The following is a 14,878-nucleotide window of genomic DNA, read 5'->3' as shown; positions in this document are numbered from 1 at the left end:
GGTTCTCGCCCGCCGACTGCCGTACCTGCCCCAGTCTCCGGGACTGCGTCAGCTCGCCCAAAGCCCAACGCAGGGAGATCACCCTGCGGCCCCGGGACGAGTACGAAGCCCTCCACCAGGCCCGGCAGCTACAGGCGACCGACGAGTGGAAGGATCGCTACAAGATCCGTGCCGGGGTCGAAGGAACCATCTCCCAAGGAGTGCAAGCCTGCGGCTTGCGCAGATCCCGCTACCGCGGACTCGCCAAGACCAGCCTCCAGCACCAGCTCACCGGCGCCGCGATCAACCTCATCCGCATCAACGCCTGGCTCAGCGACAAGCCACGCGCCCGGACCCGCACCAGCCCACTGGCAGCACTTCGCCCCGCCGCATAACGACGGGGCGAAGCATCAGGGCCGGGGATTAAGCCAACAGCGTCCCGTACGGCTTCCGGCCCCTCAGGAGTGCTGCGACCGGGATCAGGCGGCCACGCCCACGGTGCCGTGCAGACGCGCGACGACCTCGGTGAGCTGGGCGGCGACCTCGGAGTCGTCGACCGGGTGGGTCTCGGCGAAGCGGGTGACGGAGCCGGGGATGGACAGCTTGATGTCCTCGACCACCTTGCCGCCGGCGATGCCCACGGCCTTGCGGGCCTCGTCCTGCGCCCACACGCCGCCGTACTGGCCGAAGGCGGTGCCGACCACGGCGACGGGCTTGCCGCCGAAGGCGCCGGCGCCGTACGGGCGGGACAGCCAGTCGATGGCGTTCTTCAGGACGGCCGTGATGGTGCCGTTGTACTCGGGGGAGAAGAGCAGGAACGCGTCGGCGGCCCGGGCGGCCTCACGCAGCCTGGCGGCGGCGGCCGGGACGCCGCCCTCGACGTCGAGGTCCTCGTTGTAGAAGGGGATGTCGGCCAGGCCCTCGTACAGGACGACCTCGGCACCCTCCGGAGCCAGCTTGACGGCGGCCTCGGCGAGCTGGCGGTTGTGCGAACCGGCGCGGAGGCTGCCGACGAGCGCAAGGATGCGAACAGACATTGCGGTACTCCAAGGGTGGGGCTGAAACATCGTCGTTACGATCCGGACCGAGGTCCGTTTAACTTTCTACCACCCTAAGCGGACCGCGGTCCAGTTTTGTTCCGGATGCTTTACGCTGTCTTCATGTCCAGCGCCCTGCCGCCCTTCCCCGATCTCCAGGAGCCCCTCGACGAGCCCCGGCTGCTGGAGGTCGGCTCAGCTCCCGACGAGCCGTGCCTGCGCGCCGACGCCGCCCGCAACCGCGCCAAGCTGCTCCAGGCCGCGGCCCGGCTGATCGCGGAGCAGGGCGTCGCCGGGGTCACGATGGAGGCGGTGGCCGCGGCGGCCCAGGTGGGCAAGGGCACGGTCTTCCGCCGTTTCGGCGACCGCACCGGGCTGCTGCTGGCACTGCTGGACCACTCGGCAAGGCAGCTGCAGGCCGATTTCCTCGGCGGGCCGCCGCCGCTGGGCCCCGGTGCGCCGCCGCTCGAGCGGCTGAGGGCGTTCGGCGTCGCGGTGCTCCGCCACTCGGCCGAGCGACTGGACCTGCAGTTGGCCGCCCAGCCGGAACCGACCCGCCGATTCTCCCACCCCGCACTCAGGGCGCTGCGCGCGCACGTCGTGATGCTGCTGCGGCAGATCCAGCCGGACGCCGACTGCGAGCTGCTCTCCCTGACCCTGCTGGCGTATCTCGACCCGGCGCTGATCAGTCATCTGATCAGGCAGTGCGAGATGCCCATGGAGCGCCTGGAGGCCGGCTGGACCGACCTCGTCGACCGTGTGACGGGCGCCGCGCCACCCCGCTGACCGACCAGGTTCGTCCAACGGTGAACCACATTCCCCCGCCCGTCGTGCGCCCCGGGGCTTCTGCCAAGATGCGGTACGTCATGGTGCAGATACCCAACTCGCCCTCGCCCGGGTCGCCCGCACCGCGCTCCGTTCCCACGAGTGCCGATGTGGCCCGCCTGGCCGGCGTCTCGCGCGCGACCGTCTCCTACGTCCTGAACAACACCAGCGCCGTACGGATCAGCGAGCCGACGCGCCGCCGTGTCCGCCAGGCCGCGAAGGAGCTGGGCTACGTGCCCCACGCGGCGGCCCGCAGCCTGCGCGCCGGGCACAGCCGCATGGTGCTCATGCCGGCCCCGGCCGTGCCCGTGGGGCCGCTCTACGGCCAGTTCATCAGCGAACTGCAGTGGGCCCTCGGCCGTCTCGACTACACGGTCGTGCAGTACGGCAGCGTCGGGCTGCACGGTGACGAGGCCGCCCGGGCCTGGGCCGAACTGCGGCCCGTCGCCGTCCTGGTGCCCGGCGCCGGCCTCGGCCCCGAGGGGGTCGCCGTCCTCAAGCGGGCCGGTGCCCGCGCGGTGGTCACCCTCGGTCCCGAACGGGTCGAGGGCGCCCACGCGCTGCTGATGGACCACGCCGGCGTCGGCCACTGCGCGGGTGCCCACCTCCATGCCCGCGGCCGGCGACGCGTCGGCGTCGTCGTCCCCGAGGAATCGGGCCTGGAGGTCTTCTCCCGGCCCCGGCTGGAGGGCGTACGACGGGCCCTGCGCGACACGGACGCCACGGTCACCGGGCTCCCGCTCGCCCATGACGAGGAGGCCGCCGCACAACTCGCCCGGAGGTGGCGGGCGCTGGAGCTCGACGCGGTGTTCGCGTACAACGACGAGTACGCGATGCTGCTGATGCGCGCCCTGCAGGACGAAGGCGTCCGGATCCCCGAGGAGACGGCCGTGATCGGCGCCGACGACCTGATGCTCGGCCGTCTGCTGCGGCCCCGGCTCAGCACGGTCCACGTCGAGCTGCCCTCCGGCCGCGACCTCGCCGAACTGGTCGACCGCGCGGTGCGCGACCCCTCCGCCGCGCCCGAGACCCACAAGGTGCTCGGGGCGTCCGTGGTGCAGCGGGACTCCAGCTGATCGTCCGGCCGCAGGAAGCCTGTCGCGCCTTCCGGTTGCCTAGGATGTTGCTCGCTCAACCAAATGCACTTCCGGTGAACGGAGAGCCGCCATGCCGTTGCTCGACCCGAAGACTTGGCAGTCCCGCACTTCCCGCCCCCTGACCGGACCCCAGTACGCCGTCACCGAGCCCGCCACCGGCGACTCGCTCGCCGCCGTCGCCCTCGCCGCTCCCGCGGACGTCCGGACGGCCGCACGGGTCGCCGGCGCCGCCCAGCGGGAATGGGCCCGCGCCCCCCACTTCGTCCGCGCACAGGTGCTGCGCAAGGCCGGTGACCTGTTCACCGCGCACGCCGACGAACTGCGCGAGTGGATCGTCCGCGAGTCCGGATCCATACCCGACAAGGCGGACTTCGAGCTCCACGTCGCCGCCCAGGAGTGCTACGAGGCCGCCGCCCTCGCCTCCCGTCCCGCCGGACAGATCCTGCCCAGCGAGGCGCCCCGGCTGTCGTACACCCGCCGGGTTCCCGCCGGGGTGGTCGGCGTGATCTCCCCCTTCAACGCCCCGCTGATCCTCTCCATACGCTCGGTCGCCCCGGCCCTCGCCCTGGGCAACGCGGTCGTGCTCAAGCCGGATCCGCGCACCGCGGTCTGCGGCGGTCTCGCCCTCGCGGCCGTCTTCGCCGAGGCGGGCCTGCCCGAGGATCTGCTGCAGATACTGCCGGGCGGGGCCGAGGTCGGCGGCGCCCTCGTCGAGGACCCGCGCGTGCCGGTCGTCTCCTTCACCGGGTCGACCGCGGCCGGCCGCGCCGTCGGTGAGGCGGCCGGCCGCCACCTCAAGCGCGCGCACCTCGAACTGGGCGGCAACTCCGCCCTGGTCGTGCTGGAGGACGCCGACCTCGACGCGGTGATCTCCACGGCCGCCTGGGGCTCGTTCTTCCACCAGGGGCAGATCTGCATGACGACCGGCCGCCACCTGGTGCACGCCTCCCTCTACGAGGAGTACGTCGAACGGCTCGCCGCCAAGGCCGACTCCCTCGCGGTCGGCGACCCGCACCGCGACCAGGTGCACCTGGGCCCGGTCATCGACGAGGGGCAACTCGCCAAGATCCGCGGCCTGGTGGAGACGAGCACCGCCCGCGGCGCGAAACTCGCCGCGGGCGGTGTCCACGACCGGCTCTTCTACCGGCCGACCGTCCTGTCCGGCGTCGACGACGACACCCCCGCGTACGCCGAGGAGGTGTTCGGCCCCGTCGCGCCCGTACGCTCCTTCCGGACCGCCGACGAGGCGGCCGCCCTGGCGGCCGACAGCCCCTACGGGCTCTCCCTCGGCATCGTCACCAGGGACACCGCCCGCGGCCTGGACCTGGCCGAGCGCATTCCGACCGGCATCGTCCACATCAACGACCAGACGGTCAACGACGAAGCCGTGGCCCCCTTCGGCGGGATCGCCGCCTCCGGCACCGGCGCCCGCTTCGGCGGCGAGGCCAACCTGGAGGCCTTCACCGAGGTGCGCTGGACGACGGTGCGCGGGGACGTGGCGGCGTACCCCTTCTAGGGATGTTCCGCATTCAGGGATGTTCCGAATCAAGGGATGTTCGCATCCCGCCCGGGGCTACTCGCCCTGGGCCTCACCCTGCTGGGCGGCGATGCTCTTGCGGACCTCGTCCATGTCCAGGTTGCGGGCCTGCCCGATGACGTCCGTCAGGGCGGACTCGGGCAGCGCGCCCGGCTGGGCGAACACGGCGACCTGGTCACGGACGATCATCAGGGTCGGGATCGACTGGATGCCGAAGGCCTGGGCCAGCTCCGGCTGGGCCTCGGTGTCCACCTTGCCGAAGACCAGGTCGGGGTTCTCCTCGGCCGCCTTCTCGTACACGGGCGCGAACTGACGGCACGGCCCGCACCAGGACGCCCAGAAGTCGATCAGGACGAACTCGTTGTCCGTGACCGTCTGGTCGAAGTTCTCCTTGGTGAGCTCCACGGTGCTGCTCATGCGTCTACCTCTTCCTCGACATGGGGGCAAAAGCCGTGGGCAAAACACGGCCCTCTGAGTACATATTCCGGCCGCCTACCCATGTGGCCCCCCGGCACACCACCGACCAGACTGTGCCCATGACGGAAACGGAATCCATCGCTTACGACGTCGTGGTGCTCGGTGCCGGCCCGGTGGGGGAGAACGTCGCCGACCGCACGCGGGCGGCGGGGCTGACCACCGCGGTCGTGGAGAGCGAGCTGGTCGGCGGCGAGTGCTCCTACTGGGCGTGCATGCCCAGCAAGGCCCTGCTGCGCCCGGTGATCGCCCACGCCGACGCCCGCCGCCTGCCCGGCCTGAGCCAGGCCGTCCAGGGGCCGCTCGACGCCGCCGCGGTGCTCGCCCGGCGGGACGAGTACACCTCGCACTGGAAGGACGACGGCCAGGTCGGCTGGCTGGACGGCGTCGGCGCCGACCTCTACCGGGGCCACGGCAGGCTCGCCGGGGCCCGCACGGTGACCGTGACCGGTCCCGGCGGCGGGCTCACGACCCTCACCGCCCGGCACGCCGTCGCCGTGTGCACCGGTACCCGTGCCGGACTGCCGGACCTGCCCGGGCTCGCCGAGGTGAAGCCGTGGACCAGCCGGGAGGCCACCAGCGGGAAGTCCGCGCCGGGCCGGCTGATCGTGGTCGGCGGCGGTGTCGTCGCCACCGAGATGGCCACCGCCTGGCAGGCCCTCGGCTCGCAGGTCACCGTCCTGGTCCGCGGCAAGGGCCTGCTGTCCCGCATGGAGCCGTTCGCCGGTGAACTGGTCGCCGAGTCGCTCACCCGGGCGGGCGTCGACGTGCGCACCGGCACGTCCGTGGAGTCGGTGACCCGGGAGAACGGCACCGTCGTGGCCGTCACCGGCTCCGGCGACCGTATCGAGGCCGACGAGATCCTCTTCGCCACCGGCCGCGCTCCGCGCACCGACGACATCGGCCTCGACACCGTCGGACTGGAGCCGGGCTCCTGGCTGGACGTCGACGACAGCCTGCGTGTGAACGGCAGCGACTGGCTGTACGCCGTGGGCGACGTCAACCACCGAGCCCTCCTCACCCACCAGGGCAAGTACCAGGCCCGCATCGCCGGCGCCGCCATCGCCGCCCGTGCCTCCGGCGGGACCGTTCCGGACTCCGAACCCTGGGGCGCCCACGCCGCCACCGCCGACCACCACGCCGTACCGCAGGTCGTCTTCACCGACCCCGAGGCCGCCGCGGTCGGCCTCTCGCTCGCCGAGGCGGAGCAGGCCGGGCACCGGGTCCGGGCCGTCGACGTCGAGTTCTCCTCGGTCGCCGGGGCGGGCCTGTACGGCGACGGCTACCGCGGCCGCGCCCGCATGGTCGTCGACCTCGAGGCCGAGATCCTGCGCGGCGTCACCTTCGTCGGCCCGGGCGTCGGCGAACTCATCCACTCGGCGACCATCGCGGTCGCCGGCCAGGTCCCCGTCAGCCGCCTGTGGCACGCCGTGCCGTCGTATCCGACCCTGAGCGAGGTGTGGCTGCGGTTGCTGGAGGCGTACCGGGGCTGAGTTCACCACGCGGGGCGGCGCCGGCGCGAACCCCCGGGTCGTCTCGCCCCCGCCGCCCCTACCCTTCCCGTCCCCAGGGGCTCCGCCCCTTCGGCCCCGCCAGGGGGCTGCGCCCCCTGGACCCCCCTTCGGCCTGAACGGCGGGTGGTGGGTGGGCACAGGCCGGGGTGCCGGGGGCGGAGCCCCCAGCGGCCCGGACCGCCTACGGCAGCTCGAACCCCAGCTCCCGCGCGGCACGCTCAGGCGTCGGCTGAGGCCAGCGCAGCGCCATCGCCTCGTTCGACGACAGAGACCGCAGCTCAGCCCGGTCCAGGTACAGCGTGCCGTCGAGATGGTCCGTCTCGTGCTGCACGATCCGCGCGGGCCAGCCCGTGAAGACCTCGTCGAGCATCCGCCCGTGCTCGTCCTCCCCCCGCAGCCGCACCTCGGCGTGCCGGGCCACCACCGCCTGCCAGCCCGGCACGCTCAGACAGCCCTCGAAGAACACGGCCCTGCCGCTGCCGACGCCCTCGTACGAGGGATTGACCAGCACCCGGAACGGCTGCGGCACCCGGCCACGAGCCAGCCGGATCTCCTCCGGCACCGGCGCCGGGTCCTCGATGACCGCGATCCGCAGCCCCACCCCGACCTGCGGCGCGGCGAGCCCCACCCCCGGGGCCGTCTGCATGGTCAGACGCAGCGCCCGGACGAAGCGCTCCAGCAGCGCGGGCCCCAACTGGCCATCGAACGGCTCGGCGCGGCGCCGCAGCACCGGGTCACCGGCCGCCACGATCGGCAACGGGCCGTCGGCGGCGAGGAGTTCCTCTACCCGCTCGGCAAGGGACGTACCACCGGAGGGAGATGCCATCCCGTCAGGATCGCACGCCCACCGCCCGGCCCGCGTGACGCACGCCACTGCGGACATGGGGAACCTGCGCGTCAGCCGCCCCGACTACTGGACCACCGACAGTGAGAGAACGAACCCCGGAGAGCCCTGCCGATGTCCACCGCTCCCTCGCCCGCCAAGGACGAGGCCCCCCGACACCCCGCCCCGGCCCCCTCCCCAGGGCGCGCGGCCCCGCTCCGTCCCCTGGTCCTGCGTCTGCACTTCTACGCGGGCGTGCTGGTCGCGCCGTTCCTGCTCGTCGCGGCCGTGACCGGCCTGCTGTACGCCGGCTCGTTCCAGGCGGAGAAGATCCTGTACGCACACGAGACGACCGTCCCGGTCGGCAGGACCAAGCTGCCGGTCTCCCAGCAGGTGACCGCCGCGCGCAAGGCCCACCCGGAGGGCACGGTCTCCGCCGTGCGCCCCTCGCCGGAGGCGGGCGCGACCACCAGGGTGCTGCTGTCCGGCGTCGAGGGCGTCGGCGACGGCCACACCCTCGCCGTCTTCGTCGACCCCTACACCGGCGAGGTGCGCGGCGCGCTCGAACAGTACGGCTCGACCGGCGCGCTGCCGCTGCGCACCTGGATCGACGAACTCCACCGCGATCTGCACCTCGGCGACACCGGCCGTCTCTACAGCGAGTTCGCGGCGAGCTGGCTGTGGGTGGTCTCCGGCGGCGGGCTCGTGCTGTGGTTCTCCCGGCGCCGCGCCCTGCGCAGGGTGCGCGGCACCAGCGGGCGGCGCCGCACCCTCGGCCTGCACGGCACCGTCGGTGTCTGGGCGGCGGCCGGATTCTTCTTCCTGTCGGCGACCGGTCTGACCTGGTCGGCCTACGCCGGTGCCAACATCGACGAGCTGCGCACCTCCCTGGGCCAGGCCACCCCCTCGGTGTCGGCGACGGCCGGCGGTGAACACGCCGGCCACGGCACGGCCACCGCCTCCGGAGGGGACGCCGGGCACGGCGTCGGCCTCGACAAGGTGCTCGCCGCGGCGCGGGGGAAGGGCCTCACCGACCCGGTCGAGATCGTCCCGCCCGCGGACGCGGGTTCGGCCTACGTCGTCAAGCAGATCCAGCGCAGCTGGCCCGAGAAGCAGGACGCCGTCGCCGTCGACCCGGCCACCGGCCGCGTCACCGACGTGGTGCGGTTCGACGACCATCCGGTGCTCGCCAAGCTGACCCGCTGGGGCATCGACCTGCACACCGGCACCCTGTTCGGGATCGTCAACCAGATCGCCCTCGCGCTGCTCGCGCTCGCCCTGATCCTGCTGATCCTGTGGGGCTACCGCATGTGGTGGCAGCGCGGCCGGGGCTCGGCCTTCGGCCGCCCGATACCGCGCGGCGCCTGGGCGCAGGTGCCCCCGTACCTCCTGGTCCCGGCGCTGGCGGTGATCACGGTGCTCGGCTGGTTCGTCCCGCTGCTCGGCATACCACTGGCCGCCTTCCTGGCCGCGGACATCGTCCTCGGCGAGATCGCGCACCGTCGAGGACGCCGGACGTACGGGAGCGCCCCGACGTGAAGTGGCCTGGCGCGCCAGGGGTTGGCCGGACCGTGCCGCCGGTGACAGGGCCCGGTCCGGTGCTGGAACCCGGCCCCGAACGGTGATGCGTCACCCGTCGAGGGCGGCCAGTTCCGCGTTCGCCCGTTCGGTGACCAGGCTGAGCACGCGTCCCGCGGCGGCCCGGTCCGCTTCGGGGATGCCGGCGTAGAGCCTGGTGGCGACGGCCGTGGTCTCGGCGGAGCCCTTGGCGTACAGCTCCCGTCCGGCGTCGGTGACCCGTATGCGCAACGGCTCCTCGGGGGCCAGCAGCCCGGCGTCGACCAGTTCCTCCACCGTGCCGCGCACATCCGCCGGGCCCGCCTTCACGGTGGTGACGACCCCGTCGACGAGGTCGTCCGTCCGCATCGGTCCGTCCGCGACGGTGGCGAGCCGCAGGGTGACGAACTGCTGGAACGTGACCCCGTGGGGCGCCAGAACGCGTTCGAGGACGGCGCGCGAGGCGTAGTGGGCGAGGCCGATGACGCGGCCGTCGACAAGGGGTGTGGTGGTGGTCATGACTGCTCCGTCTCATTGCCGTTCGCGGTGAAGGGATCAAGCGGTGCGTCGAGCAGGGTCGCCAGGTCGCGGGTGAACTCACGGGCCCGTGCGCTGTCGAGCCCGCCGAGCGGCTCCAGCAGCTGACGCAGCAGTCCCTGGACGACCGTGATGGCCCGCCCGGTGACCTCGCGTCCCTGCCCGGTGAGGGCGAGCCGCACCGCGCGTGGATCCCGGGGGTCCCTGGTGCGTTCCAGCAGTCCCGCGGACTCCAGGGAGCGCGCCAGTTTGGACACGTACAGCGGTTCCAGACCGGTGTGATCGGCCAGCTCGCGCTGGCTGGGCCGCAGTCCCGAGCGATGCATGCCGTACAACGACGCCAGCAGCGAGTACTGGGCATGGGTGAGACCCAGCGGGGCCACCGCCCGGTCGACCGCGACCCGCCACTTCATGGACAGGCGCCACACCAGAAAACCGGGCGTGGCTCCTTCGGAACCCTTGCTCATGGCGCATACAGTACATGGCTATTATGTACATGGCTACTATCCGCTCGGCCGCGCGCCGTTGTCCCTGTCCGCAGAAACCGGCCCCGTACGTCGCGGCTGAATCGTACGGATCGATTCGGTGCCGCACAGGGGAGCAGCCGCGCCCGATGCGCGGACTGAGCCGCCGGCCGCCGGGACTCCGCGCCTACTATGGGTGGGCACACGTGCGGCCACAGTGATCAGGGCGGAACAGGAGAGGGATGTGACGGACGACGCCAGTGGCTTGGAGGATCCGCCCGCCGAGGTGCTGGCGGCCGCCGCTGCCGCGTTCGGGCTGCTCGCCTCTTCCGCACGGCTGCACCTGATGTGGGCGCTGTCCCAGGGCGAGAGCGATGTCACGCATCTTGCCGACCGGGTGGGCGGCGCGCTGCCCGCGGTCAGCCAGCACCTCGCCAAGCTGAAGCTCGCCGGTCTGGTCCGCTCGCGACGCGAGGGCCGGCGCCAGGTCTATTACATAGACGATCCCGGCGTCCTGACGCTGGTACGGGTGATGGTCGGTCAGCTGACCGCGCGCTCCCAGCACGCCGCCGCCCCGGTTCACCGGCTGCGCGGGATCGCCGCTCGGCCGGTGAGCCCCGGAGACACCCGGGCCGGCGCCCCCTCACACAGGTCTTAGGCACCCTGCGGTACAAGGGGGTTGGGCGGACCTGGGGGCAGGGAGACGAGTCATGTCCGATTCCGGGGCGCGAAAGCGCCGGCGCTGGATTCCCCTGTTGGTCCTCGCGTTGGCGCTGTACGTCATCGTGCGTGCTGCCAACACCCCGCAGGGCGGCACGTCGCCTCCAGTGCAGGCGCCCGTCTCCCCGCGGACCTCCTCGGCCGGTTCCTGAGCGCGGGCACCGCCGCCCTCCGAGGAGCCCGATCACGTACGCTGCCACCACACCGGGCCCGCACCGGGACGCGTCCTGTCCCAGGCGCATGCGATGCTCCAGCTGTGAATCGGGTGTGAAACGTGCTGCTCGGGGCCCCTGTTTGTTAGATTGCGCAATCACGCAACTGAGCGGGGCGGCGCCTCGCTCGTCCGTACACCGCCGCGCATGCCCGGCCGCCCCCGACGGCCCGGCCTGACGGGCCCGACCGTTCATGGGAGTGGTAAATGAGCGACCCGTGGGACGGCCCGGCCGGTCAGGGCACACGCAGCCGCACCGCCCGGTTGCCCGGGGGCCCCGGGTCCCGGGCCGACGGCATGCGCCCGCCGGGGGGCAGGGCCGCGGCCAGGGCGGCCTCCCGCTCGAGCGTCGGCTCCAGGTCGCGGCGCGGGACCCGTCCGGTGGGACGCGGCAGGCGGTTCCTGAAGACGGCCGCGGTCACCCTGTCCGCCCTCGTCATGGTCACCGCCGGTGCAGGCTGGTGGTTCTACGAGCATCTGAACGGCAACATCAACAGCGTGTCGCTGGACGGCAAGGGCGGAACCGAGAAGGCGGACGCGTTCGGGCGTACACCGATCAACATCCTGGTCATGGGATCGGACGGCCGGACCAGCAAGGCGGACTGCAAGCTCGGCGGCGGCTGTTCGAAGACCGGCGTCCAGACGGGCAGCAACGCGGATGTGGAGATGGTGGTGCACATATCCGCCGACCGCTCCAACGCCACGGTGATGAGCATCCCCCGGGACACCATGACCAAGGTTCCCGCCTGCCAGGACAGTGCGACCGGCCAGTCCACGCCCGGCTACTACGGACAGATCAACAGCGCGCTGGAGTACGGTCCGGCCTGCCAGGTCGCCACCGTGCACCAGCTCACCGGCATCCCCATCGACCACTTCGTCAAGCTGGACTTCTCCGGCGTGGTGAAGATGTCCGACGCGGTCGGCGGTGTCTCCGTGTGCGTCAGCGACGACGTCTACGACACCTACTCGCATCTGAAGCTGTCCAAGGGCAACCACACCCTCAAGGGCGTCGCGGCACTGGAGTTCGTACGCTCCCGGCACGGTTTCGGCGACGGCAGCGACCTGGGCCGTACGGTCTCCCAGCACATCTTCCTCAGCGCGATGATCCGCAAGTTCAAGAGCGCGGGCACGCTCACCGACCCGGCCGCCGTCTACGATCTCGCCGACGCCGCGACCAAGGCACTGACCGTGGACGACGGCCTCGACAGCGTCAAGAAGCTGATATCGCTCGCCGCCGACGTGAACAAGGTCCCCACCAAGCGCATGACCTTCACGACGATGCAGACGGCCCCCGACCCGACCAACAAGGAACGTGTGGTGGTGGGCCCAGGGGCCAAGACCCTCTTCGCCACCATGGCCGACGACCAGTCACTGACGACCGGTTCCGGCAAGAAGTCCTCGGCCGCCTCCGCGACCGCCGAAGCGACGGCCGCCGCCCCGGCCGTACCCGCCTCACAGCTCGCCGTGACGGTGGAGAACGGCACCCCCCTCACCGGCCGCGCCTCCGCCGTCGCCACCGCCCTCACCGACCAGGGATTCAACTCCGGCACGACCACCGCCAACGCGCCGAGCCCCGCCACGACCACGACCCTGACCTACGGCACCGGCCAGAAGGCACAGGCGCAGACGGTCGCCAAGGCACTCGGCCTGCCCGCCTCGCACCTCGAGCAGGGCACCGGCACGGGCCTGACCCTGGTGGTCGGCAGCGACTGGCCGAGCGGCACGCGTTACCCGGGCGGAGCGTCGTCGTCCGCTCCGGCCGACGCGAAGGCCGCGGTCGGAGGCGCCCACGCCCAGACCGCCGACCAGGCCAAGACCTGCGCCAAGGTCAGCCCGTACAAGACCGTCTCACTGAACGGCGTCCCCATGACCCCGTCCCAGGCGTACGCGGCCGCGAGGAACAGGCCCGACTCCGACAGCTGACAGGACGGCCGGGGGCGACCGGCCCGGCACAGGGTTGTACAGTTGCGCGATGTCGCAATCATGGCGGTAGGTGTGGCACGTCTGGCCCACACCGCCGTCGGCGTGAAGCATGAAGAAGGGGTGGGCGGGATGCTCCGCAACGGGCTGGAACCCTGGCACCTGCTGATCGTGGCCATCGTCATGATCCTGCTGTTCGGCTCCAAGAAGCTGCCCGAGGCCGCCCGCGGTCTGGGCAAGTCCATGCGCATCCTCAAGAGCGAGGCCAAGGCCATGAAGGACGACGGCACCGCTCGCCCCTCCACCACCCCCACCGAGAGCGCGGTCGAGGCCCGGACGGCTCGCTGAGACCCGCCCGCCCCGCCGGTCGGAGGCCGGCGATGTCGAAGCCGTACCTGAGACGCTCGTCGGCGACGGTGTGCTCCCCGCGTCAGACGTACAACGCTGCCGCGCACACCGGGCGGCGCGGCCTCCACCTGGTTTCCCGGTCCACGGTGCCGGTCGTCTCCACGCGGACATTTCAGGGGCGCTCAAGCAGGGCTCAGGACGGGCGACGACCCATCGCCCGTTCCGAGCGTTCCGCCATGCCGCTCGCACCACCCTGATGGCGGAATCCGAGAACGATGGATGTCTGGAGCATCACGGGTGTTTTCACGAATAAACGGCACAAACGGGTGGGCCGCATGGCGACAGCCGCGAGCGATGTTCTGGGTCACAGCGGGTGTGGCGGCGCTCGGAGTCCTCATCGCGCTGGAGATCGTCGCACGTCGCTACTGCGGCCAGCCGGGGCCGATCACCAATCAGGCGAGAGAGGTGATCTTAGCTCCCAAACCCGGGCCGCTGTACGGCGGCATGGCCTTGATGCTGGTGGTGCTCACCTGGCGGCAACGGTTCATCGCGGTCGCTGCCGCGATCGGCATCGACGCCGTCTTCGTGCTGGTGCGGTGGGCGGTCGGCGCCAGGACGAGCGGCAGTCATCCCTTCGGCAACGGGGCGTTGTGGGTGATGCTGGGCTGTGCGTTCATCGCCGTCACCCGCCGCACCGGTCAGGAACGGGTCCTGCTGCTGAAGGGCGTCGGGCTGGGCCTGCTGCTGGTGACCGGCCGCAAGATCGGTGACACCTGGCTGCTCATCACGTCCAGGACGCGACCGATGGTGCTCGACCAGTACGTGGCGGCCGCCGATCACGCGCTGGGCAACCCGTCGTGGCTGGCAGGCCGGATCGTCGGGGCCACCGACCCGATCGGCCCCCTTCTCCTCCACCTGGTCTACGGTCAGCTCGCGGTGGCCGCGGTCGTCGTCGCGCTGTACCAACTGCGCGACGTGGCGGCCGAGCGCCGCTTCCCGCGTCACCATCTGGTGCGGACCTTCCTGGTGATCGGCCTTCTCGGGCCGGGCATCTACATGCTCTTCCCGATGGTCGGACCAGTCTTCGCCTACGGCCCGGGCGCCTCCGGCACCGGCGGGGTGCAGTGGGCGGTGGCCGACCTGTGGCCCCACACGCCGCCGCCGATCCACACCCCGCACCCCATGCCCTACGACGAGATCACCCCGCGCAACTGCATGCCCAGCCTGCACACCGCGTGGGCCACCGCGATCTTCCTCCACACCCGCAAGGGCCCGAGGTTCCTGCGGTTCGCGGGTGCGTTCTGGCTGATCGCCACCCTCACCGCGACACTGGGATTCGGCTACCACTACGGCGCGGATCTGGTCGCCGGGGTCGTGTTCGCGCTCACCATCGAGGCAGCGCTCCGCTCGTTCGACCGCGGCTGGGACCGGGCCGGGCTCCGGCTGGTCGCGCACGGCACGACGGTCTTCGCCGCGCTCCTGCTGGCGTACCGCTACCTGCCCGTGGAGATGGCGGGACAACCGTGGCTGTCCGGCCCGCTTCTCCTTCTGGCGATGGCCTCGGTGATCCACGGCTTCATACGGACCACCAGGTCGTGGGAGCCGCGCCTCGCGCCAGTACGGCAGCGGGAGACTCAACCCGAACCGGTCTGAGAAGGGCACTCAAGGCGTAGACCCAACTGCCCATGCCGGCAGGGCAGTAGTACTTGCGACGGAGCTCCGGCGTCGTAGCGACGGGTGACGCACAAGATCATTCCAACGCCTAGCGTTGCATGTGATCGGAAACGGCCTGCGGGCCGACTGTGCTTCTGGTCGCCCCCTTCCGCGCCCATCCG

General features: G+C 71.9%; 16 protein-coding genes. 11 read left to right on the top strand and 5 right to left on the bottom strand.

From position 1 onward, the window contains the following. On the top strand, positions 1 to 374 hold a 374-nt coding region (locus ACFY0F_RS17220; protein ID WP_388794043.1), incomplete at its 5' end, for a transposase. A gap of 84 nt (positions 375 to 458) precedes the next feature. On the opposite strand, the gene ACFY0F_RS17215 is transcribed toward ACFY0F_RS17220, so the two are convergent. Then, the gene (locus ACFY0F_RS17215) at positions 459 to 1,016 is read right to left on the bottom strand and encodes an NADPH-dependent FMN reductase (RefSeq protein WP_388794041.1); all 558 of its coding nucleotides are present in this window, start codon (positions 1,014 to 1,016) and stop codon (positions 459 to 461) included. 105 nt (positions 1,017 to 1,121) lie between these two features. Between ACFY0F_RS17215 and ACFY0F_RS17210 the strand changes: the two genes are divergently transcribed. From ACFY0F_RS17210 to ACFY0F_RS17200, 3 genes are all read left to right on the top strand, one after another. Continuing rightward, positions 1,122 to 1,802 carry a TetR/AcrR family transcriptional regulator gene (locus ACFY0F_RS17210; RefSeq protein ID WP_388794038.1) on the top strand — a complete coding sequence of 227 codons (681 nt, stop codon included), beginning with the start codon at positions 1,122 to 1,124 and terminating at the stop codon, positions 1,800 to 1,802. Between the two features lie 68 nt (positions 1,803 to 1,870). Next, positions 1,871 to 2,917 carry a LacI family DNA-binding transcriptional regulator gene (locus ACFY0F_RS17205; RefSeq protein WP_388794109.1) on the top strand — a complete coding sequence of 349 codons (1,047 nt, stop codon included), beginning with the start codon at positions 1,871 to 1,873 and terminating at the stop codon, positions 2,915 to 2,917. A 91-nt stretch (positions 2,918 to 3,008) separates the two neighbouring features. Further along, positions 3,009 to 4,454 (top strand): benzaldehyde dehydrogenase, encoded by a 1,446-nt coding sequence (locus ACFY0F_RS17200; RefSeq protein WP_388794035.1) that lies wholly within the window; start codon positions 3,009 to 3,011, stop codon positions 4,452 to 4,454. A 57-nt stretch (positions 4,455 to 4,511) separates the two neighbouring features. Here the strand turns inward: ACFY0F_RS17200 and trxA are convergent, their stop codons facing one another. Beyond that, positions 4,512 to 4,892 (bottom strand): thioredoxin, encoded by a 381-nt coding sequence (gene trxA / locus ACFY0F_RS17195; RefSeq protein WP_388794032.1) that lies wholly within the window; start codon positions 4,890 to 4,892, stop codon positions 4,512 to 4,514. A 119-nt stretch (positions 4,893 to 5,011) separates the two neighbouring features. On the opposite strand from trxA, the gene ACFY0F_RS17190 reads away from it, so the two are divergent. Further along, positions 5,012 to 6,442 (top strand): dihydrolipoyl dehydrogenase family protein, encoded by a 1,431-nt coding sequence (locus tag ACFY0F_RS17190; RefSeq protein ID WP_388794029.1) that lies wholly within the window; start codon positions 5,012 to 5,014, stop codon positions 6,440 to 6,442. Between the two features lie 202 nt (positions 6,443 to 6,644). On the opposite strand, the gene ACFY0F_RS17185 is transcribed toward ACFY0F_RS17190, so the two are convergent. Further along, positions 6,645 to 7,289, bottom strand: a complete 645-nt coding sequence (locus ACFY0F_RS17185) for a peptide deformylase (protein WP_388794026.1) — start codon at positions 7,287 to 7,289, stop codon at positions 6,645 to 6,647. 132 nt (positions 7,290 to 7,421) lie between these two features. Between ACFY0F_RS17185 and ACFY0F_RS17180 the strand changes: the two genes are divergently transcribed. Further along, positions 7,422 to 8,825, top strand: coding sequence for a PepSY-associated TM helix domain-containing protein (locus ACFY0F_RS17180; RefSeq protein ID WP_388794023.1), 1,404 nt, complete (start codon positions 7,422 to 7,424; stop codon positions 8,823 to 8,825). A 90-nt stretch (positions 8,826 to 8,915) separates the two neighbouring features. Here the strand turns inward: ACFY0F_RS17180 and ACFY0F_RS17175 are convergent, their stop codons facing one another. Next, a complete protein-coding gene (locus ACFY0F_RS17175) occupies positions 8,916 to 9,362 on the bottom strand; it encodes a MarR family winged helix-turn-helix transcriptional regulator (protein WP_388794020.1) in 447 nt (148 codons plus the stop codon). Then, the gene (locus ACFY0F_RS17170) at positions 9,359 to 9,847 is read right to left on the bottom strand and encodes a MarR family winged helix-turn-helix transcriptional regulator (protein WP_388794017.1); all 489 of its coding nucleotides are present in this window, start codon (positions 9,845 to 9,847) and stop codon (positions 9,359 to 9,361) included. The genes ACFY0F_RS17175 and ACFY0F_RS17170 overlap by 4 nt, the downstream gene beginning before the upstream one ends. A gap of 241 nt (positions 9,848 to 10,088) precedes the next feature. Between ACFY0F_RS17170 and ACFY0F_RS17165 the strand changes: the two genes are divergently transcribed. From ACFY0F_RS17165 to ACFY0F_RS17145, 5 genes are all read left to right on the top strand, one after another. Then, positions 10,089 to 10,502, top strand: a complete 414-nt coding sequence (locus ACFY0F_RS17165) for an ArsR/SmtB family transcription factor (protein WP_388794014.1) — start codon at positions 10,089 to 10,091, stop codon at positions 10,500 to 10,502. Positions 10,503 to 10,554: 52 nt separating this feature from the next. Further along, a complete protein-coding gene (locus ACFY0F_RS17160; protein ID WP_388794012.1) occupies positions 10,555 to 10,716 on the top strand; it encodes a hypothetical protein in 162 nt (53 codons plus the stop codon). A gap of 266 nt (positions 10,717 to 10,982) precedes the next feature. Continuing rightward, positions 10,983 to 12,698, top strand: a complete 1,716-nt coding sequence (locus tag ACFY0F_RS17155; protein ID WP_388794009.1) for an LCP family protein — start codon at positions 10,983 to 10,985, stop codon at positions 12,696 to 12,698. Between the two features lie 129 nt (positions 12,699 to 12,827). Next, positions 12,828 to 13,043 carry a Sec-independent protein translocase subunit TatA gene (tatA, locus tag ACFY0F_RS17150; protein WP_388794106.1) on the top strand — a complete coding sequence of 72 codons (216 nt, stop codon included), beginning with the start codon at positions 12,828 to 12,830 and terminating at the stop codon, positions 13,041 to 13,043. A 354-nt stretch (positions 13,044 to 13,397) separates the two neighbouring features. Continuing rightward, positions 13,398 to 14,696, top strand: coding sequence for a phosphatase PAP2 family protein (locus ACFY0F_RS17145; RefSeq protein ID WP_388794006.1), 1,299 nt, complete (start codon positions 13,398 to 13,400; stop codon positions 14,694 to 14,696). Positions 14,697 to 14,878 lie beyond the last annotated feature (182 nt).

This window comes from Streptomyces sp. NPDC001544, from assembly GCF_042894285.1.
Classification (GTDB): domain Bacteria; phylum Actinomycetota; class Actinomycetes; order Streptomycetales; family Streptomycetaceae; genus Streptomyces.
The sequence above is the reverse complement of the archived record's forward strand: the minus strand, read 5'-3'. Positions and strand labels throughout refer to the sequence as shown.

Excerpts from the sequence above, each read along its gene's own strand:
- ACFY0F_RS17215 (WP_388794041.1), bottom strand. The coding sequence starts at position 1,016 with ATGTCTGTTCGCATCCTTGCGCTCGTCGGCAGCCTCCGCGCCGGTTCG.
- ACFY0F_RS17210 (WP_388794038.1), top strand. The coding sequence starts at position 1,122 with ATGCTTTACGCTGTCTTCATGTCCAGCGCCCTGCCGCCCTTCCCCGAT.
- ACFY0F_RS17205 (WP_388794109.1), top strand. The coding sequence starts at position 1,871 with ATGCGGTACGTCATGGTGCAGATACCCAACTCGCCCTCGCCCGGGTCG.
- ACFY0F_RS17200 (WP_388794035.1), top strand. The coding sequence starts at position 3,009 with ATGCCGTTGCTCGACCCGAAGACTTGGCAGTCCCGCACTTCCCGCCCC.
- trxA (WP_388794032.1), bottom strand. The coding sequence starts at position 4,892 with ATGAGCAGCACCGTGGAGCTCACCAAGGAGAACTTCGACCAGACGGTC.
- ACFY0F_RS17190 (WP_388794029.1), top strand. The coding sequence starts at position 5,012 with ATGACGGAAACGGAATCCATCGCTTACGACGTCGTGGTGCTCGGTGCC.
- ACFY0F_RS17185 (WP_388794026.1), bottom strand. The coding sequence starts at position 7,289 with ATGGCATCTCCCTCCGGTGGTACGTCCCTTGCCGAGCGGGTAGAGGAA.
- ACFY0F_RS17180 (WP_388794023.1), top strand. The coding sequence starts at position 7,422 with ATGTCCACCGCTCCCTCGCCCGCCAAGGACGAGGCCCCCCGACACCCC.
- ACFY0F_RS17175 (WP_388794020.1), bottom strand. The coding sequence starts at position 9,362 with ATGACCACCACCACACCCCTTGTCGACGGCCGCGTCATCGGCCTCGCC.
- ACFY0F_RS17170 (WP_388794017.1), bottom strand. The coding sequence starts at position 9,847 with ATGAGCAAGGGTTCCGAAGGAGCCACGCCCGGTTTTCTGGTGTGGCGC.
- ACFY0F_RS17160 (WP_388794012.1), top strand. The coding sequence starts at position 10,555 with ATGTCCGATTCCGGGGCGCGAAAGCGCCGGCGCTGGATTCCCCTGTTG.
- ACFY0F_RS17155 (WP_388794009.1), top strand. The coding sequence starts at position 10,983 with ATGAGCGACCCGTGGGACGGCCCGGCCGGTCAGGGCACACGCAGCCGC.
- tatA (WP_388794106.1), top strand. The coding sequence starts at position 12,828 with ATGCTCCGCAACGGGCTGGAACCCTGGCACCTGCTGATCGTGGCCATC.
- ACFY0F_RS17145 (WP_388794006.1), top strand. The coding sequence starts at position 13,398 with ATGTTCTGGGTCACAGCGGGTGTGGCGGCGCTCGGAGTCCTCATCGCG.